The organism is Desulfovibrio sp. (assembly GCA_016208105.1).
Taxonomy (GTDB): domain Bacteria; phylum Desulfobacterota; class Desulfovibrionia; order Desulfovibrionales; family Desulfovibrionaceae; genus Fundidesulfovibrio.
Genome location: JACQYS010000019.1, coordinates 181,237 through 200,072, shown reverse-complemented (window position 1 = coordinate 200,072; position 18,836 = coordinate 181,237). Strand labels below are relative to the sequence as shown.

Sequence of the window (18,836 nt, the reverse complement as noted above, 5' to 3'; positions counted from 1 at the left end):
CCGGTCTGCCTCAGCTTATGCGTTGCCGCGTTGCCGAGGCGGGACTGGAGTTTTTGTCGAAAGCCCCCCTCCCCTGGGGGTGGGAATCTGCTTCGCTTCGGTGTGATACTGCACCTGCATGGCCTGGATGAGCCGCGCCAGGTCTTCACACCCGGATTCCTCGAGTTTTTTCCACCTCGGATTTGGATCACTCACCCTGGAGGCCAGGAACTGAATGCCAAATTCCGGCCGGGTGGTCCCTTCGGTGCGAGCATTGACTATTTTAGCCACATACATGTGTCGCGAAGCTTTTGCCCGGTCAGACGATTGGAAGACAAGCTGCACAATGAGCTTGCGCCCCTCGCCCAGCCATTCTTTGTTGCGCGACAGAATCTGCGAGGGGACAGTCAGGCGTATCCCTCCTGCTGAGATGTTCTTCACGGATTTGGCGGTTTCATCGTCGTTGGAATTCAATTCCAAGATGACCCTGTGGTTCAGCCTCACACCGTCGGTGGCGTCATGGTCCTTGTGAACACCCCAGATGACCATCTGCGGAAGGTGTTTGCGGACGGGTTTTATCCGGACGTTCCGCCTCTGCTCAATGATCAGGATGTCCTTGGGAAGTGTTACGCTGATGGTTTGGGCATCTTTGCCCACGCGGGTGATTTTCCCCTTGAACATGTGCAGTTGTGGCGGCTCTGACGGATGGGGCCGAGTGAGGAATCTGAACCGAAAGGTCTTGCCCTCCCAGTTCTCCGGAGCCGTGAAGAAAGGACTCGGAGACATGAGGATGACTTCTTCGGATGCAAGAGCCTGGATGTTTAGATGCTGGAAAAGGTTGCGATCCTTTTCCAGGGGGACTTCCAATTGGAAAAGAGCCCGTTGCTCAAGCGCTATTTCAAGCGCTGGAGTGACGGAGGTACTTGGGTTTGCAAAGTGCAGACCGAAATTCCTGAAAAAGCGCGACATCGAACTACGCATATGTGCCGCCCGGAGAATATCGGAACGTGAAATTGTTCTTAAAAACTACGACTCGGAGATATGCATGTCAAGCACCCGCTTGAGTCAATTTGAAGAATCGTTACAAGGTGCTAAGAATACGGGTGTAATATTTTATGCCTAGGGGTGGGATCCATTACGTTCTTCCTCTTGGACGAAGCCCCTGCCGCAGAGCGACAGAAATTGTTCCTTCCTGTATTGCAAGACGTTGTTTGATTTCAGCGTAGTATTGCATTTGGAGAGAGTGGACTACGCGGGCAAGGCGTTCACAGCCGTCATTTCCCAATTCCTGCCAATGGGCGTGCGGCGTGTGGACCCTCGATGCCAGGAATTGAATTCCAAACTCAGGTCTCTCGCCTGGTTTAATGCGAACGTTGCAGATTTTGGAAAGCAGCAGGTGTTTAGCATTTGGGGAGGGTGAGCCTGAGAAAACAAGTTGCACAATAAGTTTACGGCCCTCTTCAAACCGCTCCTTGTTTTTTGAAAGCACCTCCGGGCATATGCTCAAGCGCATACCGCCGGCGGAAATGTTTTTAAGCGTTTGCGCGGTTTCCTCGATGGCAGGGGAAAGGTCCAGTATGAGGTGGTGCTTGAGGGTGAGCCCTTTGGTTTCTCCGAAATTCTTGTGAACCCCCCAAATGGCCATATGGGGCATGTGTCTGCGGTGGAGTCGAATGCGGACATTCCTGCGCTGCTCAAGGACGATAATGTCGTGCGGCAGGGCAATGGTGATGCGTTGATTCTTGGAAACTCCAAGAATGGCGCTCTGAAATTTATGAAGCAGAGGAGGCTTGGTCTGGTCAGTTTCGACGAGGTATTTGAAGAGAAAGGTCTTGTTCAGCCAATTTTGTGGCACAGAAAAGGACAGGTCTGAGGGTATCAGTTCCAATCCGTCCTGTGTGAGCTTTGAGAAATTCAAATAGTGGTGGCACTGGGTCTTGCCATGCTGAATTTCCAGTTGGAAAAGCGCCTGTTGGGAAGCGGCCAGTTCGAGGGACCGAGTGACCGAAGGGCCGATTGGTTCCTGGCGGATACCCAGGAAAGTGAGCAAGCGCGACAGCGTACGACTCATGTGTGCCGCCCTGGGAAATTTTTAAAATAATACCGTCAGTCGGCTCCGAAAACAAGGGGGAGTGGGAGCGCTCGCCACATACTCCGTGCATGCGGCGAGCGCTGAAGATTACTGCATGTTGGTGATGCGCCAGGTTCCGTCCGGCTGGCGACAAGCGGTGCCCCGCCCAACTTCCTTTTTCCCGTCGATGTAGATGGTTTGGGTGAACTCGCGGCAGGGTGTGCCAGCGGGTTCATAGTAGGTGCGAACGGGGGTCATGGTGTTTTCGCTGTTGGTGTTGGGGTTGCGCCAGGAAACAGGCCTGTTGTCCCGGGCGTTTTCCAGGGTATAGGCCGCCTGCTTGCGGTCGTAGTCATCCCAGAGGCTGCCTATGTAACCGCCGACGGCCGCTCCCACGATTACACCCAGGATCGTTCCCATGACCCGGCCCGCTGGATCGTTGCCTCCGATGGCCTGTCCGGCTACGGCTCCGCCGGCACCTCCAACAACCATTCCCACATCACGCTTGCGGATGGTTCCGTCATCAGCGCAGGCCGCGAGCAATTGCAGGCAAAAAACTAGAAGTATCAATCTGGCCATGTGTTTCACGACCGTCCTCCTCGAGTGAGATTGGGGGGCGTATAACGCGAGGTTAGGCAGCTGGCTACTAAAAGATAGTTCATCTATTATAATAGCTGCGTTCCCAGTTATGCTATTTGTACCGCGTTTTTCTTTAAAAAAAGCGTCGGATTATAACTTGTTTTCGCCTTGCGCAGACCTTCGTCGCCGAGGTCCTGCTCACGGTTGACGTATTCGAACCCCTGTCCCTGGGTCTCCAGAAACATCTGGTTGATTGCCTGGTAGACCCCCTTGAAGCCGGTGTGGCCCTTCTCGAAGTGTATGACTAGCATGGAGTCATCCAGGGCTTCGGCCACGGTGTACGCAATCATCCGGCCATCCACCCGGATTGCCCCACCCAGCAGGTTGGTGAGGCGGTCCCAGTCCTTTACCACGCGGGCGATAGCCCGGTTCTCCGCCTTGAGGGTGGCGTCGCATTCAGCTTCGCGCCATTGGCACCATTCGAGCTGCATCTGGAGTACTTCCTCGATGCAGTCCGCGGTGAGGGGATGATACTCAAAGTCGTACCCCCGGGAAAACTGGGCCAACAGGTTCTTTTTCTTGTGGAACCGGTTGCCTGAGAGCTTCACCAATTCCTGTACGGAATAGACGTAATCCCAGTGCTCCCTGGCTTCTTTGGCCATAACGCGCCCTGGCAATGCCGCCTCCCAGATCTCGGTCAGACGTTCAGGGACGCGGATGAAGTCACCGCCCTTGGCCAGTGTCGGGCAGCGGCTCCAATCCACGGTTTCCCAAGGTCCTACCGGAGCCCAGTAGACTACCGAGGGTTTCGTCTGACGCAGCCAGACATGGGAATCCCCGAATGACCACTCCAGGCCGTATTCCTCGCACCATCCCCAGAGGTTGGCGAAGGAATAATCCGATACCTTCTGCGGGCAGGCGGCCAGCCGGACCAGGTATTCGTCCCTGCCATCCAGGGAGAGAGGAATGTAAGCTCTATTGTTCACGTTCAGTCCTGATTCGTATCATGGAAAAACGGGCCCAGTTCTTGAGTTGATACACCCCAAGCAGGACCGTTGCCTGAAACATCTGGGAAACCAGCATGGAAAGCCACACTCCGTCGGCTGTGCCCCAGACCTTCCAGCCGAGCCACCAGGCCACGGGCAAACGCACCCCCCATATGGACACCCCGAAGACGATCAAATTGTATACCGTGGCCCCGGCCCCGGTCAAAGCTCCCGCCAGGATCATGCTGGTGCACGTGAAGGGCACTGCCAGCAGGTTGTAGCGAAGGTAGCTCTCGGACTGGGCAGCAACGGCGGGGTCGGACGTGAATGACCATGAGAGCTCTGGCAGAAAAGGCCAGAGGCACACGGACATGATGCTCATGCTGACCATGCCCAGGCCCCAAACCCGGTATCCCATGCGTTTGGCCTCGGCCGCGTCGCCCATGCCGAGAGCATGTCCCACCAGGATCGAAGCAGTCAGGTTGAAAGCGAATGCGGGGAGAAAAATGACCGATTCGATCCTAGAACCCCCGGCGAAGCCGGCCAAAGCCTCCACGCCTCCTGCGGGAAGGCCCCCCGTGATGGCCAGGAGCACCAGGTATCCCGTGTGCCAGACCACCTGCATGAAGCCCGAAGGCCAGGCCACCCTGAAGATGTATCGCCAGGCCACCCTGGCCCATCGCCAGGCAGGGATCATGGCTCGCGTGATCAGCCGGGCCCTGGCCAGTAGCGCCAGGTTCAAGAGGAGCCCGCCGGTCATGGCCCAGAACGTGGACCAAGCCACCCCCATGTAACCGAGGTTTGGCATCCCCCACCAGCCAAGCCCGAGCCCGAAATCAAGCCAGGCGTTCAAGGCGCAAGAGAACGCCAAAGCGTAGAGGGGGGCCATCACCAGCTTGTGGGAGCGCAGCACCGCATTGGTGATGAGGAACAGATAGTTGATGGGCAAAAGCCACAAAAAAAGATTGAGAATGTCTCTGGCTGGTCCGTAAACATCCGCCGGCACGTTTAGGAGCGTTAGAAATACGTCCCTGGACAAAAGGCCGCCCACAAGGATTACGCCGGACAGGACCACTCCGGAGAGCAGGCATAGGCCCCCGAAGCGCGTTGCCCGGAGCGTCTTGCCAGCACCAAGCGACTGGCTGAGCGCGGCCACCGACCCGTTGGCCACAGCAATGGCCACTGTCAGGAAAAAAAAGAGAGCCTGGCTCACCAGCCCCATTGCGGCCTGGGCCTCGCGGCCGATGCGGCCGCAGACGTACACGTCCGCCACCCCGATGAGGAACTGGAAGACCATCATAAGTATCTGCGGCCAGGTCAGGCGCCAGATGGAACGGTAGGGGCTCGACATGTCGAGGTTCATGGCGGTCCAGGGGTACGTAAGGCCGTGCTCCGGGTCAACGGGGATTGTGCAAGAGGCTACATTTATGTTAGTCTAAGCACAGATATGTTAGAAATGGCATAGAGAGGGAGAAATGGAAACAGTCAGTCCCACGCTACGCATCCACCTGTGGCTCGAAACTCCTGGCGGCATGCTCATGGGGCTCGGGCGGGCGGAACTGTTACTGCGGATCCAGGAGTCAGGCTCCTTGAACCAGGCGGCCAAGGCCATGAACATGTCCTACCGGGCTGCCTGGGGAAGGTTGAAGGCCAGTGAGGCAATGGCTGGCGAAGCGCTGGTGGAAAAATCCAGGGGGCATCGAGGGTTTGTGCTCACCCCGCTTGGCGAGCGGTTGGCTCAATCGTTTCGGGATTGGCACGCCGATGTGGAGTCATACGCCCTGAAAAAGGCCGGGGCGGCATTCCCCTGGCCGGTGAAACCATTCGATGCGCCGGGGGGCATGCATGCTGATGGAAATGATGGTCTGCGGTCTGACGCGTGAGGAATATCTTGAGCGGATAATCGCGTTTCACAACTACGCCGCTCCCGGACTCATAGTGGGCGGTTTCATGGTGGACGCGTGCAGGCAAAGGCTGCCAGAGGGCACGCTTTTCGAGGCCTTATGCGAAACGGGTGCCTGCTTGCCTGACGCCGTACAACTGTTTACGCCTTGTACGGTAGGCAACGGGTGGCTGCGTATCAAGGATCTCGGGCGCTATGCGCTAACGCTCTATGATAAATACACCGGCCAGGGAGTGCGGACCATTCTGGACCCGGCCAAGTTTGGTCCTTTCCCGGAGATCGCGGGCTGGTTCCTGAAACGCACTCCAAAGAACGAGCAGGACTCCGACAGGCTTCGAGAGGAGATTTTCGAGGCCGGCGAATCCATTCTGACGATAAGCGAAGTCCAGGTGGCTCCAGCCTATCTGGGCAAGAATTCCAAAGGACCCATCGCCATATGCCCGACCTGCGGCGAGGCCTATCCTGCCAAGCACGGGTGCGTGTGCCTTGCCTGCAAGGGAGACACCCCCTTCATTCGCGCTACGGCCCGTCCGCAGCTTCGGTCCGTTCCCGTGGAAGAGGCCGTGGGGCGCAAGGCCTTGCATGACATGACCCAGGTCGATCCTGGAAAATCCAAGGGTGCCGCCTTCACGCGCGGCCAGACCTTCGGGGTGGGAGACCTCTGCCGGCTTCAGAAGATGGGGCGCATGCATGTGTATGTGGCAGGAGACGATGAAGGGCCGGGCGATGGGTTCGTTCATGAAGACGATGCCGCCGTGGCTCTGGCGGATCTGCTGTGCGCTTCGGGCGGACTTAAGAAGGCGGGGCCGCCTCGTGAGGGAAAGATCACCCTCCTGGCAGCCCGGGACGGACTTTTCACGGTGGATGTGGACCGTCTGGCCGCGCTCAACGCCTTGGCTGACGTGGCCCTCTCCGTTCGCCACCATGCCACGCTGGTGCGCCAAGGAGAGGCCGTGGGGGGAGTGCGGGCCATTCCGCTTTTTCTCTCCAGTGACGTTTTCAATACCGCCCTGCGCCTGGCTGGAACTGCCCCGTTGGTGGATGTCCTTCCTCTACGCGCTGTGAAGGCCGGTGCGCTCATCACCGGCACCGAGGTGTTCACAGGTCTCATCGAGGACAAGTTCGCTCCTGTGCTGGCCAAGAAGTTGGCTTCCCTGGGCTCGGAGTTGACCGAAACCCGTTTCGCTCCGGACGATGCCGCAGCCATCGCCGCTGGTGTGAAGGAACTCGCCGATGCCGGGTGCGGGCTGATCCTGACAACCGCCGGCATGAGCGTGGACCCTGGGGATGTGACCATGCAGGGGCTTCTGGACGCGGGACTTCAGGACGCCATATTCGGAATGCCGGTCCTGCCCGGCAACATGACCCTTGTGGGCCGCATCGGGACTGTTCCGGTCATGGGCGTCCCGGCCTGCGCGCTCTTCCACGAGGTGACGAGCCTGGACCTTCTGCTGCCAAGGGTGCTGGCGGGTATTCCCATCACCCGGGCGGACTTGGCCCGGATGGGGCATGGAGGGTTCTGCATGAACTGCGCCCGTTGCACCTTCCCGCATTGCCCGTTTGGGAAGTAAACGAAGAGTGGTTCACTCACGAGAATGAAAGCCGGACTTGCACGCGCAAGTCCGGCGCAGATCCAAGAGGGCTACTGCGGGCCGGAGCGGGGAAAGAACGCGTCGTACGTGCCGTCGGTTTTCATGTCCCGTATGGCCTGGGCCAAGGCGGGTACTAGATCCGCGTGTTTCTTGTTGAGGTAGAGAAACATGTCTTGGCGCGTAAGGGGAGGTTCCACGGCATATGCCCCTGAGATGCTTTGTTCGCGTGACTGATAGCCGCCTCCGTTGCGTTCGAAAATGACGAGGTCGACGCGGCCATTTTTCAGCAAGGCGAAGAGTTGCTGGGGAGTGGTTACTTTCGTCAGACTGGCGGCCTTGACGTTCTCTTCAAGAATCTTCCATCCCACGATGTATCCCACATGGTAGGAGCGAAGGCTCTCCCAGCCCTTTAAGACAATCCCAGGCTTGACGGCGAATGCCACGAACTCCCACTCCATGTTGGCTTCAGGAACCCGGAGAAGATTGGGATAGTTTTTTTCCAAACCAGCGACCCGGCCGTGGTCGCCATCCAAGAGACCCGCGTTGGCTTCCGAGAGCGCCCTTTCGCTCGGAAGAATGACGAACTCGACACGCCGGTTGACTCGGCGGAACACTTCTAGAAGCATGCGGTCAAGAAGCCCGGTGTCATCTTCCATACTCAGTGGGGGCATGGAATTCTTTCCGATCCTGAGGCTTGGCTGGGAGTAGGCTGTGCCAGGGAACGCAAACGCAATAAAGAGGCTCAGCACGACTGCCAGCAGCATGGAAGCGAAAGGTGTGGAGTTTCCTTTCATGAACATACTTGTAAGGAGTGTCCCAAGGTCGTGTGGTCCTCAGCTGCGCCTGCTGTGAAATGAGTTCATATGGATTTGATGCCACATAAATCCCTTCGCTGACAATGCCTAGCAATTCTCACGCGGGTCCAGTTCCAGGCCACTTGTTGCGGACGGATTGCTCCTTGCGTGGCGAAGAGGTATGCACTCCCGGTGTTCTTAAGTCTCAAGATTGCCCTTCAGGCACTCGCCACCCACAAACTGCGTACCGTGCTGGCCATGCTCGGGGTGTTTCTCGGCGCCTTGGCCCTGACTGGCGTTCGGCACGTCTCAAAGGCCATGGTGCGCCAGGCCGAGATCGAGGTGGAAAAACTTGGTCCCAACCTGTTCGCGGTGCTGGCCGGGCAGGTCCGATTCAGCCGCGGCGGCGAAGCCCGGTCCGCCGGCGGCGCCAACACCTTCCAACTCGAGGATGCCCAGGCCGTGATCCGCTCTCTGCCCGGGGTGGTCAAGGCGGTGCCGGTCGTTCTGCGGACCATGCCCGTGCGGCGCGGCAACACCAAGGTCCAGTGCCAGATGGTGGCCTGCTGGCCCGACTACACGGGAGTCCGGAACTTTCAGCCCGATATCGGCCGGTTCTTCACCTGGGAGGAGGAACGCGAGAGGGCCAAGGTCGTGGTTCTGGGACTTAAAATTGCCCAGCGGCTTTTCGGGGATCCGAAAAAAGCCGTGGGTCAGGTAGTCTATGTTTACAGGGCCGGGCTGATGGTGGTTGGCGTGATGGAGGAGAAGGGGTCGGATATTTCAGGCACAGATCAGGACGAACAGGTCTTCGTGCCGCTCTCCACCTATATGCGGCGGATGGCCAACCAGACCTGGGTGACGGGGGTGTTCGTTCAAATGGCCGACAACACCGACTTCGCCAGGGTGAAGCAGGCCGCGACCGCGCTCATGCGCGCCCGCCACAACATCGTGGGAGGCAAGCGGGACGATTTCTCGGTGCTCACTGCCGAAGACACCATGCAGCTCAAGCAGCAGGCGCTGGACCTGGTGGACGTGCTGGGGCTTATCAGCTCCACGCTATCGTTTGCTGTGGGGGGCCTGGGGATATTGTCCATCATGATCCTTTTGGTGCGCGCCAGGAGGCTGGAGATAGGGGTGCGGCGGGCCATGGGGGCAAAAAAGCGCGACATCATACGCCAGTTCCTGCTGGAATCAGGCATGATGAGCGCGGCAGGAGGCGGAGCGGGCGTTCTTGCCGCATTGGGGCTTCTCACCATTGTCTACGCGGTGGGGAATTTCCCCTATGTCTACGATGGTTGGCTCATCCTCCAGGCCTTGGCCGGTTCCGCCTTGCTGGGTTTTGTGGCCGGGGCTTATCCGGCCTGGCAGGCGGCCAACGTGGAGGTCCTCCAGGTGCTGCGCAGCAAGGAATGAGGAGCTAACCCCGCTTCACCGGATCGATACGCCAGCGCTCGAAACCGAGTTCGCAGGCCAGATTGGCCGAGTGCATCTCGAAAATGGCCATTAACCTGCGCACCAGGCCGTGCAGCCCGAAGAGAGTGGGCTTTTCGGGTGCGGTTCGAAAAAAAGCCTCCACCACGTCCGCCAGCTTCCCCTGCACTTCTATCTCGAGCCCGCGATACTTCCTGAAGGACGCCAGGGCCATTCCCGAATCCACCACGAATTCCACGCTCGGTAAAGCGCCTCCCTGGCGCAGCATGTGCGCTGTCTGCTTGAAACGGGCATCGATGTCGTCCCCTTGCGGGCCGGGAGTGAGTTCCATTAGCCGGGCCTGGACGAACCAGTCCAGGGAGGCGTCGAAAAGCGGGAGGTAGGTGTTTTTTAAGGTAGGGTCGACGCCTTTAGTAAAATACGGGCGGGAGAACTGCGGGTGGATCTGTTCGGCCAGAAGGGCGTGGCCCATTTCGTGGAGGTAGCGACCGAAGGACGGCTCGAGATGGGAGGACTGCCTGGGCCAGAGAACGGTGTGCTTTTTGCGGAAATGGTCGGTTACCACTTCAAAGCTGTCGCGCATGTACTCTTCTTCCACGGGCCAGGAAAAGCACGCCAGAAGAGCGTCCACCATTTGTTTCTGTTCTTCGGGGGTGGCGGGCAGTGGCGCAGGCACGACTCTCTCCTCCTCAAAAAATCGGGCAAACGGGGTCGATGAGTATGTATGGTGGAGGGTCCAGTTAAAGCAACCTGAACTCGGCCAACCCTCAAGACGCCGTGCAAGAATTACAATAATGCCGCATCGCGTGGTTGCAATGTGAAAATTGCCGTGGGCTTAGAGCAGGAAAAAATCCTGCATCCGAATGGAGTGAAGCCTGTGGTCGACTATCTCCTGTACGTCCATGGACTTGGCCGGGGCGGGGCCTTCCCGGCCGGAGAGGTCCATCTGCACCGGATGGATGGGAGTCATTTCTTGATCAAAGATGATGCCCACTTTCGGGCGCAATGGGGTTGCCGGATTGGACTGGCTGACCACGGCGCATTCGCCTGATGTCAGACGAACCAGGCTCCCGGCCGGATACACGCCAAGGCATTTGATGAATCGCTCCAACAAGCCGGGGTCGAAGTCTTTCTTGCGCTGGGAATAGATGGTGCTCATGGCCTTGTCCGGGAGGAGCCGTCCCCGGTAGGGCCTTGCCTGCGTGATGGCGCCGAACACGTCGGCAATGGCCAGGATGCGGCCGTATAGACTCTGTTCGCTCCCCCTGAGGCCTCGGGGATAGCCCGAGCCGTCCTGACGCTCGTGGTGTTCGGCCACGGCGCGGTGAATATTGCCGGCGTCTGGCATGACTGTGCTGAGCAAAGCGGCGCCGTGGGCCGGGTGGAGGGTCATTTCCTGATGCTCCTCCTGGGTCAGCTTGCCGGGTTTTTCCAGCAGTTCGGTGGGGAGTTTCGCCTTGCCCAAATCATGCAGGAGACCAGCGATGGCCAGTTCGACCACTTGCGGGCGGCTTAAGCCCAGGTAGTTTCCAAAGGACGAGGCCAGGATTGAGACACTGGCACCGTGCCGAATGAGGTAGGTGCCTGGGTCGTGCAGGATTGACAGCCCAATGAGGGCGTCCCGGTTACGGGAAACGCTTGCGGCGATTTCCTCTGAGGATTCCAGGCAGGCCGAAACATCCAGCTTTTTGCCTTCGGACACCTCCCGCATGACCGTAGCCAGGGATGCCATGGCCTTGGCATGAATCTCCACCGCAACGGGGAATTCGTCGGCCAAAGCAGTATTTTTGTTGTTCTTGCACAGGTTGAAGCCGTCGCGCAGCGCGTTTGACAACGCCCGTTCCACATCATCCTTGTCGTACACGCGCTGGGTGTTGCGATGCAGGCTGTCTTTGTCAGTCTCTATGAAAGCTTCAGCATAGCCGTCGGCGCGGATGGCCTTGATTTGTTCTTCGGACTCTATTGGGCCCTCAGTGCAGTAGAGATAGGGGTGGTCCAGCCAGGAAAGGCCCGTGTCCACCACGTACATGCCAACCTGCATGTCGAAAATACGGACTTTTTTAAGCATAAACGTCAACAGTTTTGGGGTGCGGACGAAAGCGTCAAACGTCGTTTGGGAGTCGGGTTGCAGAACGGTCGGCAGCGGCTATCGCTTAAAATATCCGACTCCATCCTCACCGCATACAGTGAGCCTTCACTATACATCTCCCCATGCCAAAAGCAAGCAAGCGCCATTGGGGAAGATGCGTTCTCACTGTCTACGATGGCTGTCTTGCGGTACAGTATTCTCAATGGAGTATCACATGGGTGACAATCGGAAATGCAGTAGGCGAGGGACCGGTCATTGAAAAGGGAAAACGGGGGACTTGAGTGATTGAGGGGGCAGGCCTGCACAGGCGATCAAGAAGAGGTCCCCGAAGGGGGAGCTGGAGGGGAGGAACCTCCAGCTCCGTGAGTGGCTCTATGGGGCATGCGCCCCACGCGACGGACTTATTCCCAGGAAATGGTCAAGGTACGCCTGCCCCATTGACGAGCCCCGGCGTTGTCGTTCCCGAAATAGATGTCGATGGATTGGGAATGACGGGCACTCATGAGGTCCATGACCTTGTATTCACCGTCAAGGCCGGAGATGCGTACGGATTGGTCCAGGCTCAGGCCGTGCTTTTCGATGAGGTCGGGGGAAACCGCAATGGCGCTAACATCCGGGGTGAGAACTTGCCCGTTGGCCGCCTTGGGCAGGGACTTGCTCGACTTGCCGACACTCTTGGCCGTGTAGGCCATGGCCGTTACGGTCAAGGAGTTCTTGTCGCGCTTTGGCTGGGCGAAGAGCTTGGCAGGGGAGCAAGACAGGGTGGCGGCGTCTTGCTCCACCAAGCAAGCCGACTTCTTGGCGCAGCCCGGAAGGAAGGCGATGCCAAGAAGCAGGGCCAAAGGGGCCAAGGAAATGGGCCGGGAACTCGTTTTTTTTCTGGATACGTTGTGAAACTTAGAGTAACCTGTCTTGTTGATCATGCTCCGATCTTTACCATCCACCAATGCTTGCGGCAAGGCTGGCCGTGAGAAGATGGACAACATTTCATGTTCCCCGATCGCCCGGTGCGGTCAGGGACGTGGTCCACACGAGAAAGCGGGGAAATCGTAAGGGCACGGCTCTATAAGGTGAAACGTCCGTCAATCTCCGCATCGCAGTCCGAGCATCGTCCATCCGAGAGAGTCCCCCCCAGGACTGTAAATCCCGACCGTTCCACCGCAAGCTTGCCGCAGCCCGGACAGTGCGTCGAATTATGCGCGTTGCCGGGAACGTTCCCCACGTAGACGTAGCGCAGTCCGGCCATTTTCCCGATTTCCCAACCTTTTTCCAAGGTCGCGGCTGGGGTGGGAGGCCGGTCTTGGAGGTTGAAGTCCGGGTGGAAGCGGGAAAGGTGCCAGGGGGTTTTGGGGCCCAGTTCTGTGGCAATGAAGCCCGCCATGCCGATGAGTTCCGCTTCGGAATCGTTGAGCCCTGGGATGACCAGGGTCGTCACCTCGATCCACCAGCCAAGTTCGCGCATGCGCACCAGGTTTTTTTTCACAGGATCGAGCTTCGCCTGGCAAACGTTCTCGTAGAATTGCGGGGTGAAGGCCTTGAGGTCGATGTTGGCCGCGTCCACGAGGGGACCGAGTTCGTCCAGACACTCCGGGCTCATGAACCCGTTGGAAACGATGATGTTGGCCAGCCCTTCCTTTTTGGCGAGCTTGGCAGTGTCCTGGAGGAGCTCGAAGAAGATTGTGGGTTCAGAATAGGTGTAGGAAATGGAACTGCATCCCGCATCAAGCGCTGCAGCCACCAGCAGGGAAGGGGTGACCTCCTGGCCCTGGATGGGTTTTCCCTGCCTGGGGGGTTGAGACAAAGAATAGTTTTGGCAGAAGGAACATCCCAGGTTGCAGCCCATGGTGCCAAACGAAAACGTCTTGCTGCCAGGCAGGAAATGGTAGAGGGGTTTTTTTTCAACCGGGTCGATGTTGATGGCCGCGGCCCGGTCGTAAACAAGCGTGAAAAGTTTTCCTTCCTTGTTCACGCGGACTCCGCATTTACCCCTGTCCCCGGCGTGGATGACGCAGAAGTGGGAGCACAGCCGGCATTGCAGGGACTCGTCCTTCAGTGCTTTCCAAAGCCTTGCAGGGTGCATGGGTCTGCCTCGTTTGTCCTGGTTTGCCGGGCAGCTACTCCCGTGGAGGAGCTGGTTGGCCATGTGGTTGCTGTTGAGGCGGCGTGCCCGGTATAATCACCGGTGCTGGGCCGCGCCCGGTGTTCACTTGGGGCACCACGTAGATTGGCCCCATGTTTGGAACTTCCTGTTTTCGCTTGGGCTTTTTCTCGATGACCATTTCGTTGTCGCCTCGCTCGTTGGTGCCCGAGCGCATCCGGTCCGTGGTCCCGATGGTCACGTCCCGCCGGTCATCGTCTTCTCCGGATTGAGCCAGGGCAGGGGCACTGAGGGCTGCCGCCAGCAGGAAGATGGTCACGCTGAGTTTAAGTTTTGTCATGTGGCTCCATCTCCTTGAGTTCCGGGCCTGGAAGGCTTAAGAACAACGAATTAGTTACGCAGGAGCATTCCCGATATGAACGATCGCGCCGAAGCCTATCGCCGTGCTGGCGTTGACATCGCAGCAGCCAGTGACCTGGTGAACCGAATCAAGCCTCTGGCTCAGGCAACTTTCCACAAGGGTGTCATTACCGATATAGGCGGTTTCGGCGGCCTTTTCAAACCCGATCTGCAGGATTTCGAAGAACCCGTTCTTGTTTCTTCCACCGACGGTGTCGGGACCAAGCTCCTGCTGGCTTTCGAACTGGACGGACACTCGACCGTGGGCATCGACCTGGTGGCCATGAGCGTCAACGATATCCTGGTCCAAGGAGCCAAGCCGCTGTTCTTCTTGGACTACTTCGCCACGGGCAAACTTGATGTGGACGTGGCCGAGCGGGTCATCAAGGGAGTGGCCCAGGGCTGCACCGAGGCCGGATGCGCGCTCTTGGGCGGAGAAACAGCGGAAATGCCTGATTTCTATCCGCCGGGTCATTACGATCTGGCCGGGTTCTGCGTGGGAATCGCGGACAACGCCAAGATTGTGGATGGGTCCTCCATCGGCATAGGCGACAGCGTCATCGGCATCAAGTCTTCGGGGCCCCATTCCAACGGGTACTCGCTCATACGCAAGATTCTGACCGAGTCCGGCTTAAAACCTGACCAGTTGATGCCCGGGTCCTCCCAGACAGTGGCCGAGGCCCTGCTGGCTCCCACCCACATTTACGTGAAGACCGTGCTTAATGTCCTACGCGACTTCAAGATCAAGGGGATGGTGCATGTTACCGGGGGCGGGTTCTACGAAAACATCCCACGCGTTCTGCCCAGGGGAGTTGCCGCCCACCTGTCCCTGGACAAGTGGCAGATGCAGCCCGTGTTCAACTGGCTCAAGCAGGCCGGGAATCTCTCCTGGCCCGAGATGCTCCAGACGTTCAACTGCGGAATAGGGTTCGTGCTGGTGGTGGACTCTGAGGTGTGCGACGATGTGCTGAACCGCTTGAACGCCATGCACGAATGTGCCTGGAACATCGGCGAGATAGTGAAGCTTCCCAGCAAGGACGCCGAACGCGTGATCGTGGACATACCTCCGGGATTGTAGCGGAAGGCCTAATACCCGATTTGTAAACCTGTCCGGCCCCCCGCCATGGGGGGCTTCCCGTTTTTATGGGCGTACCTCCAGGCGGCTCTTACAGCCGCAACATACCCGTACTCAGGGCAATCCGCGCATTGGGATGGATGCATTTTTTCGGTGCGGTGCTCATACCCTTCTACACTCAGTGGGGCGGACTGAGCCTGTCCCAGGCCATGATGCTGAACTCCTGGTTCATGCTCTGGAACGTGCTGCTGGAAATACCCACTGGCACGGTGGCCGACTTTCTCGGGCGCAAGGTTTCCTTGGCCTTAGGGAGCCTCTTCGGAGCGTCGGCCGCGCTTGTATACGTAAGCAAACCGGACATACTGGTCTTCATGGCCGCCGAGGTTGTGTTCGCGGTCTCCTACACCCTCCATTCCGGAGCGGACGAGGCCCTGGCTTACGACAGCATGAAGGCCATGGGCAGGGAGTCGCACTCCAAGTCGGTTCTGGCTTCCCTGGAATCGTACAAGCTGGCGGGCATCCTGCTCGGGACGACCATTGGCGGCCCCATGGCCGCTTGGTTCGGTTTCACCGCGCCCATGGCCGCCTATGCCGTGCCGGCCGGAGTGGCTTTCCTGCTGGCCTTGACCTTGCGGGAGCCACCACTCGCTGCGCCCCAAACCGCTAGGCGGACCTACGGCGCCATCCTACGGGAGGGGGGGCGGTACTTCCTGGGGCACCGGACCCTCATGGTTCTTGCCGTGGAGTCGGCCCTGACCAATGCCGTGGCCTGGGGCATAATCTGGCTGTTCCAGCCGGTGCTTGAGAAGTCTGGAGTGCCGTTGGCCTGGTACGGAGCGGTCCAGGCAGCCGCCTGCGTGGGGCAGATACTGTTTCTTTCGCGGGTGGAGCTGGTTGAGGAATTGCTAGGTTCCAAACGGCGGTTGCTCACCTGAACCGCCTACGGCTCGGGCGCGTCCTTCGCCGTTCTGGCCGTGGCCGGTTCGGCCTGGGCCGCAGTTCCGGGCATAGTTGCCGCTTTCACCTTGGGCCTGCCCAGGACCGCGCTGTTCAGCGCCTACATGAACAAGCACATCCCCTCGGACAAGCGGGCCACGGTCCTATCCTTCGCATCAATGGTCCGGACGTTGTCCATCGTAGTGGCCAACCCGTTCATAGGTTTGGTGGCGGATCGCTCCCTCACCGTCGCCCTGGCAGGCATGGGAGCGGCCATGGTTCTGGTGACGGCCTTTTCCCGGGTTGAGGAGAAACACCTACTGGACTAGAAAACGGCGGCCTTCAGCTGCGGCCGTCGAGATCCAGCCAGGGGTTGAAATATCCGTACTTGAGCCACGGGCAACGCTTGCGAAGCCGCTTCATGAAGTTGGCCAGACCCATGCTGGCCCCGAAACCCACGCCCGATCCCACAACCACCTTGGCGTAGAGTTCCGGATCGAGATTCAGGTTCCGAAGCTGCACGAAATCGGCCTTGGTGCTTTCGATAAGCGACCCAAGGGCCTCAAGCTCCTCCTCTGTGTCGCTCACTCCCGGGTGGTAGAGAAAATTGAGACTCACGAAGAGTCCGGCATTCTTGGCATTGGCGACAGTCTGCGCAACCTCGTCGAATCCGAAGCCTTTGGGGCGGGTGTAGGCTTCGTAGAGCTTGGCGCGCGCGCTGACCATGCTCACTCGCATGGAGTCGAACCCTGCTTCCGCAAGGCCCTGCACCGTATCCGGCAGGCCCCCGTTGGTGTTCACGTTCACGGTGCCCTTGCCGCCGCGTTGCCTGTACAGCCGTGTCGATTCAGCCAAGAGGGCTGATTCCGTGAGTGGTTCTCCCTCGCACCCCTGCCCGAAGCTCAAGATGGGACGCGATTCGCGTTCGGAGTGCGCCAGCATTACTTCGCATACCTCTTCGGGGGTAGGCTTGAAAGCGATGCGGTTCTGGGTCGACGGGAAACCGCTGTCAGGGGCCTGGAGGCTCAAGCATCCCACGCAGCTGGCATTGCAGGCGCGCGAAGTTGGAAGCGGGGCCTCGAAACGGCCAAGAGCAAAATTACGCGCCGCAGGGCAGCAGTATGTCAGGGCGCAGCCAGCCAGATGGTTCACCAGCCGATTTTTTGGAAAACGGGCCAGTAAGGACTTGGCCCCGGACGTGATCTTCTTTTTCTGTATGCCGGAGAACACCTGGCGCTGGTCCTGGTCCACACGCTTGGCGCAGACATAGAACCTGTCTCCCACCATGCCCACGGCTCCGTACGCGAAAAGCGGCAGGATGGGCGCGCCGGGCCGCACTGTGTAGGCCGTGGTTGCGGACAGGGTGTGGCCAGGCGAGACGAAGGCCGCAACCGCCAGCTCTTCCATCTCCTCCACTTCTCCGGACTCCGGGTCGAACCCCAGGGCCGAGCGGCCGGGAAGAAGGAACAGCTCACTCTCCGGGGGGAGAGGGATCAACTCGTCCGGGCGCGGTGTGCCCAGCTGGTCGCCGCGGCGCACGAGCATCTCCAACTCAGGATGGTCGTAGATATTGCCCGCCGCGTCGGCGAACACCAGCATGGGATGGAGCTTTTCGGATGACATGAGGCCTCCTGCCCGGGATTAGTAACGCGAATGGAGTGGGATGAGAAGCAGGGCGCTGCCCTGCACCCGCCAGGGAGACGTTCGTCTCCCTGGACCCTCAAGTAGCTTCGCGGGATTCGGGAGTAGCTAGCAAGGTGGGCGAAATAATCCGTTCTCGAGCGGGCAGCCTGATTCGCATCGACCAGCGCAAAGCGAAAAGGGATTCCAAAGGGCCTGGGCCCTTTGGCCGCCGGAGGCTCTTCTCCTCTCCCCCCCAGACACCAACGCAAAAAGGGCCATCCCTTGCGGGACGGCCCTTGGAGTCCGTAAGTAATCCGGCGATTAACGCTTGGAGTACTGGAACCTGGCGCGGGCGCCGCGCTGGCCGTACTTTTTGCGTTCCTTGGCGCGGGCGTCGCGGGTAAGCAGGCCGGCCTTTTTGAGAACGGGCCTGAACTCGGGGTCAGCCTGCAGCAGGGCGCGGGAGATGCCGTGGCGCAGAGCCTCGGCCTGTCCGGAAATGCCGCCGCCGTCCAGGGTGGCGTTCACGTCGAAACGGCCCTGGGTCCTGGTCAGGTTGAAGGGCTGGCGGACAATGCCCTGAAGGGCGTGCCGGGGAAAGTACTCGTCGACGGGACGGCCGTTGATAAGAATCTGTCCGGTGCCGGGCACCAGGCGGGTGCGGGCAACAGCGGTCTTGCGGCGTCCAGTTCCGTAGAAATGATCGGTGCTCATGTTCTGCTCCGTTAATTAGGCCAGGGGCTTGGGCTGCTGGGCGGCGTGGGGATGCTCGGTCCCGGAATAGACCTTGAGCTTCTTGAGCATCTGGCGGCCCAGGCGGTTCTTGGGAAGCATGCCCTTCACGGCCTTGATCAGCACCTGGTCGGGTTTGGTGGCCATCATGTCCCTGAGGACGGTCTCTTTCAGGCCTCCGATCCAGCCGCTGTGGCGGTAGTACATCTTCTGGTCGAGCTTGCGGCCGGTGACCTGGACTTTCTCGGCATTGACCACCACCACGAAATCGCCGGCATCCATATGGGGGGCAAATTCGGGCTTGTGCTTGCCGCGCAGGCGCTGTGCGATAAGGCTGGCCAGGCGGCCGAGAACCTTGTCCGAGGCGTCCACGATCACCCAATCACGGGTGATTTCCTTGCTGCTCGGGCTATATGTCTTCATCACGAAATATCCTCCATGCGACTGGGAAGAGGAGTCCTTTACGGACTTGAGCCTCCCGTGTCAACACCCTTCGCGTATTTTTCACGTCTTGAGCTTTGTCCGGGGCGAGAGTAGTTACAGAGA

General features: G+C 59.2%; 21 protein-coding genes. 7 read left to right on the top strand and 14 right to left on the bottom strand.

The window, feature by feature from the left end; translation table 11 throughout:
- Window positions 1–15: 15 nt before the first annotated feature.
- Window positions 16–660 (bottom strand): PilZ domain-containing protein, encoded by a 645-nt coding sequence (locus HY795_10810; protein MBI4805711.1) that lies wholly within the window; start codon window positions 658–660, stop codon window positions 16–18.
- Window positions 661–804: 144 nt separating this feature from the next.
- On the opposite strand from HY795_10810, the gene HY795_10805 reads away from it, so the two are divergent.
- Entirely contained in the window at window positions 805–990 is a 186-nt protein-coding gene (locus tag HY795_10805) for a hypothetical protein (protein ID MBI4805710.1), read from the top strand.
- Window positions 991–1,114: 124 nt separating this feature from the next.
- On the opposite strand, the gene HY795_10800 is transcribed toward HY795_10805, so the two are convergent.
- From HY795_10800 to HY795_10785, 4 genes are all read right to left on the bottom strand, one after another.
- A complete protein-coding gene (locus HY795_10800) occupies window positions 1,115–2,050 on the bottom strand; it encodes a hypothetical protein (protein MBI4805709.1) in 936 nt (311 codons plus the stop codon).
- A 108-nt stretch (window positions 2,051–2,158) separates the two neighbouring features.
- On the bottom strand, window positions 2,159–2,638 hold the full coding sequence (locus tag HY795_10795) for a glycine zipper 2TM domain-containing protein (protein MBI4805708.1): 480 nt from the start codon (window positions 2,636–2,638) through the stop codon (window positions 2,159–2,161).
- Window positions 2,639–2,736: 98 nt separating this feature from the next.
- The gene (locus tag HY795_10790) at window positions 2,737–3,615 is read right to left on the bottom strand and encodes a DUF2156 domain-containing protein (GenBank protein MBI4805707.1); all 879 of its coding nucleotides are present in this window, start codon (window positions 3,613–3,615) and stop codon (window positions 2,737–2,739) included.
- Window positions 3,605–4,978, bottom strand: a complete 1,374-nt coding sequence (locus HY795_10785) for an MATE family efflux transporter (GenBank protein ID MBI4805706.1) — start codon at window positions 4,976–4,978, stop codon at window positions 3,605–3,607. Before HY795_10785 ends, HY795_10790 begins: the two co-directional genes overlap by 11 nt.
- 112 nt (window positions 4,979–5,090) lie before the next feature.
- Here HY795_10785 and HY795_10780 point away from each other — a divergent pair, with 112 nt between their 5' ends.
- Together HY795_10780 and HY795_10775 are read left to right on the top strand one after the other, a co-directional pair.
- A complete protein-coding gene (locus tag HY795_10780) occupies window positions 5,091–5,498 on the top strand; it encodes a LysR family transcriptional regulator (GenBank protein ID MBI4805705.1) in 408 nt (135 codons plus the stop codon).
- Complete coding sequence (locus HY795_10775; GenBank protein MBI4805704.1) at window positions 5,473–7,089, top strand: trehalose-binding protein; 1,617 nt, start codon at window positions 5,473–5,475, stop codon at window positions 7,087–7,089. Before HY795_10780 ends, HY795_10775 begins: the two co-directional genes overlap by 26 nt.
- 71 nt (window positions 7,090–7,160) lie before the next feature.
- Here HY795_10775 and HY795_10770 read toward each other — a convergent pair whose 3' ends face one another.
- Window positions 7,161–7,781, bottom strand: coding sequence for a transporter substrate-binding domain-containing protein (locus HY795_10770; GenBank protein ID MBI4805703.1), 621 nt, complete (start codon window positions 7,779–7,781; stop codon window positions 7,161–7,163).
- Window positions 7,782–8,096: 315 nt separating this feature from the next.
- Between HY795_10770 and HY795_10765 the strand changes: the two genes are divergently transcribed.
- On the top strand, window positions 8,097–9,320 hold the full coding sequence (locus HY795_10765; GenBank protein MBI4805702.1) for an ABC transporter permease: 1,224 nt from the start codon (window positions 8,097–8,099) through the stop codon (window positions 9,318–9,320).
- A 4-nt stretch (window positions 9,321–9,324) separates the two neighbouring features.
- Here HY795_10765 and HY795_10760 read toward each other — a convergent pair whose 3' ends face one another.
- From HY795_10760 to HY795_10740, 5 genes are all read right to left on the bottom strand, one after another.
- Window positions 9,325–10,014 (bottom strand): hypothetical protein, encoded by a 690-nt coding sequence (locus HY795_10760; protein MBI4805701.1) that lies wholly within the window; start codon window positions 10,012–10,014, stop codon window positions 9,325–9,327.
- Window positions 10,015–10,173: 159 nt separating this feature from the next.
- Window positions 10,174–11,406 carry an HD-GYP domain-containing protein gene (locus HY795_10755; protein ID MBI4805700.1) on the bottom strand — a complete coding sequence of 411 codons (1,233 nt, stop codon included), beginning with the start codon at window positions 11,404–11,406 and terminating at the stop codon, window positions 10,174–10,176.
- Between the two features lie 422 nt (window positions 11,407–11,828).
- Window positions 11,829–12,350: a 3D domain-containing protein gene (locus HY795_10750; GenBank protein ID MBI4805699.1), complete on the bottom strand. Its 522-nt coding sequence runs from the start codon at window positions 12,348–12,350 to the stop codon at window positions 11,829–11,831.
- A gap of 140 nt (window positions 12,351–12,490) precedes the next feature.
- The gene (gene amrS, locus HY795_10745) at window positions 12,491–13,507 is read right to left on the bottom strand and encodes an AmmeMemoRadiSam system radical SAM enzyme (GenBank protein ID MBI4805698.1); all 1,017 of its coding nucleotides are present in this window, start codon (window positions 13,505–13,507) and stop codon (window positions 12,491–12,493) included.
- A gap of 34 nt (window positions 13,508–13,541) precedes the next feature.
- On the bottom strand, window positions 13,542–13,865 hold the full coding sequence (locus HY795_10740) for a hypothetical protein (GenBank protein MBI4805697.1): 324 nt from the start codon (window positions 13,863–13,865) through the stop codon (window positions 13,542–13,544).
- Between the two features lie 75 nt (window positions 13,866–13,940).
- Here HY795_10740 and HY795_10735 point away from each other — a divergent pair, with 75 nt between their 5' ends.
- The 3 genes from HY795_10735 (at window position 13,941) to HY795_10725 (ending at window position 16,264) form a co-directional block, all read left to right on the top strand.
- Window positions 13,941–15,002 (top strand): phosphoribosylformylglycinamidine cyclo-ligase, encoded by a 1,062-nt coding sequence (locus HY795_10735; GenBank protein MBI4805696.1) that lies wholly within the window; start codon window positions 13,941–13,943, stop codon window positions 15,000–15,002.
- Window positions 15,003–15,139: 137 nt separating this feature from the next.
- Complete coding sequence (locus HY795_10730; protein ID MBI4805695.1) at window positions 15,140–15,934, top strand: hypothetical protein; 795 nt, start codon at window positions 15,140–15,142, stop codon at window positions 15,932–15,934.
- A 39-nt stretch (window positions 15,935–15,973) separates the two neighbouring features.
- On the top strand, window positions 15,974–16,264 hold the full coding sequence (locus HY795_10725; GenBank protein MBI4805694.1) for a hypothetical protein: 291 nt from the start codon (window positions 15,974–15,976) through the stop codon (window positions 16,262–16,264).
- Between the two features lie 13 nt (window positions 16,265–16,277).
- Here the strand turns inward: HY795_10725 and HY795_10720 are convergent, their stop codons facing one another.
- The 3 genes from HY795_10720 to rplM all read right to left on the bottom strand — a co-directional run bounded on the left by HY795_10720 (window position 16,278) and on the right by rplM (window position 18,713).
- Window positions 16,278–17,558: a radical SAM protein gene (locus tag HY795_10720; protein ID MBI4805693.1), complete on the bottom strand. Its 1,281-nt coding sequence runs from the start codon at window positions 17,556–17,558 to the stop codon at window positions 16,278–16,280.
- Between the two features lie 321 nt (window positions 17,559–17,879).
- Window positions 17,880–18,272: a 30S ribosomal protein S9 gene (gene rpsI / locus HY795_10715; GenBank protein ID MBI4805692.1), complete on the bottom strand. Its 393-nt coding sequence runs from the start codon at window positions 18,270–18,272 to the stop codon at window positions 17,880–17,882.
- Between the two features lie 15 nt (window positions 18,273–18,287).
- Entirely contained in the window at window positions 18,288–18,713 is a 426-nt protein-coding gene (rplM, locus tag HY795_10710) for a 50S ribosomal protein L13 (GenBank protein MBI4805691.1), read from the bottom strand.
- Between the last annotated feature and the right edge of the window lie 123 nt (window positions 18,714–18,836).

Excerpts from the sequence above, each read along its gene's own strand:
- HY795_10755 (MBI4805700.1), bottom strand. The coding sequence starts at position 11,406 with ATGCTTAAAAAAGTCCGTATTTTCGACATGCAGGTTGGCATGTACGTG.
- amrS (MBI4805698.1), bottom strand. The coding sequence starts at position 13,507 with ATGCACCCTGCAAGGCTTTGGAAAGCACTGAAGGACGAGTCCCTGCAA.
- HY795_10775 (MBI4805704.1), top strand. The coding sequence starts at position 5,473 with ATGATGGTCTGCGGTCTGACGCGTGAGGAATATCTTGAGCGGATAATC.
- HY795_10770 (MBI4805703.1), bottom strand. The coding sequence starts at position 7,781 with ATGCCCCCACTGAGTATGGAAGATGACACCGGGCTTCTTGACCGCATG.
- rplM (MBI4805691.1), bottom strand. The coding sequence starts at position 18,713 with ATGAAGACATATAGCCCGAGCAGCAAGGAAATCACCCGTGATTGGGTG.
- HY795_10730 (MBI4805695.1), top strand. The coding sequence starts at position 15,140 with ATGCATTTTTTCGGTGCGGTGCTCATACCCTTCTACACTCAGTGGGGC.
- HY795_10735 (MBI4805696.1), top strand. The coding sequence starts at position 13,941 with ATGAACGATCGCGCCGAAGCCTATCGCCGTGCTGGCGTTGACATCGCA.
- HY795_10720 (MBI4805693.1), bottom strand. The coding sequence starts at position 17,558 with ATGTCATCCGAAAAGCTCCATCCCATGCTGGTGTTCGCCGACGCGGCG.
- HY795_10800 (MBI4805709.1), bottom strand. The coding sequence starts at position 2,050 with ATGAGTCGTACGCTGTCGCGCTTGCTCACTTTCCTGGGTATCCGCCAG.
- HY795_10805 (MBI4805710.1), top strand. The coding sequence starts at position 805 with ATGCTGGAAAAGGTTGCGATCCTTTTCCAGGGGGACTTCCAATTGGAA.
- rpsI (MBI4805692.1), bottom strand. The coding sequence starts at position 18,272 with ATGAGCACCGATCATTTCTACGGAACTGGACGCCGCAAGACCGCTGTT.
- HY795_10810 (MBI4805711.1), bottom strand. The coding sequence starts at position 660 with ATGTTCAAGGGGAAAATCACCCGCGTGGGCAAAGATGCCCAAACCATC.
- HY795_10740 (MBI4805697.1), bottom strand. The coding sequence starts at position 13,865 with ATGACAAAACTTAAACTCAGCGTGACCATCTTCCTGCTGGCGGCAGCC.
- HY795_10780 (MBI4805705.1), top strand. The coding sequence starts at position 5,091 with ATGGAAACAGTCAGTCCCACGCTACGCATCCACCTGTGGCTCGAAACT.
- HY795_10785 (MBI4805706.1), bottom strand. The coding sequence starts at position 4,978 with ATGAACCTCGACATGTCGAGCCCCTACCGTTCCATCTGGCGCCTGACC.
- HY795_10750 (MBI4805699.1), bottom strand. The coding sequence starts at position 12,350 with ATGATCAACAAGACAGGTTACTCTAAGTTTCACAACGTATCCAGAAAA.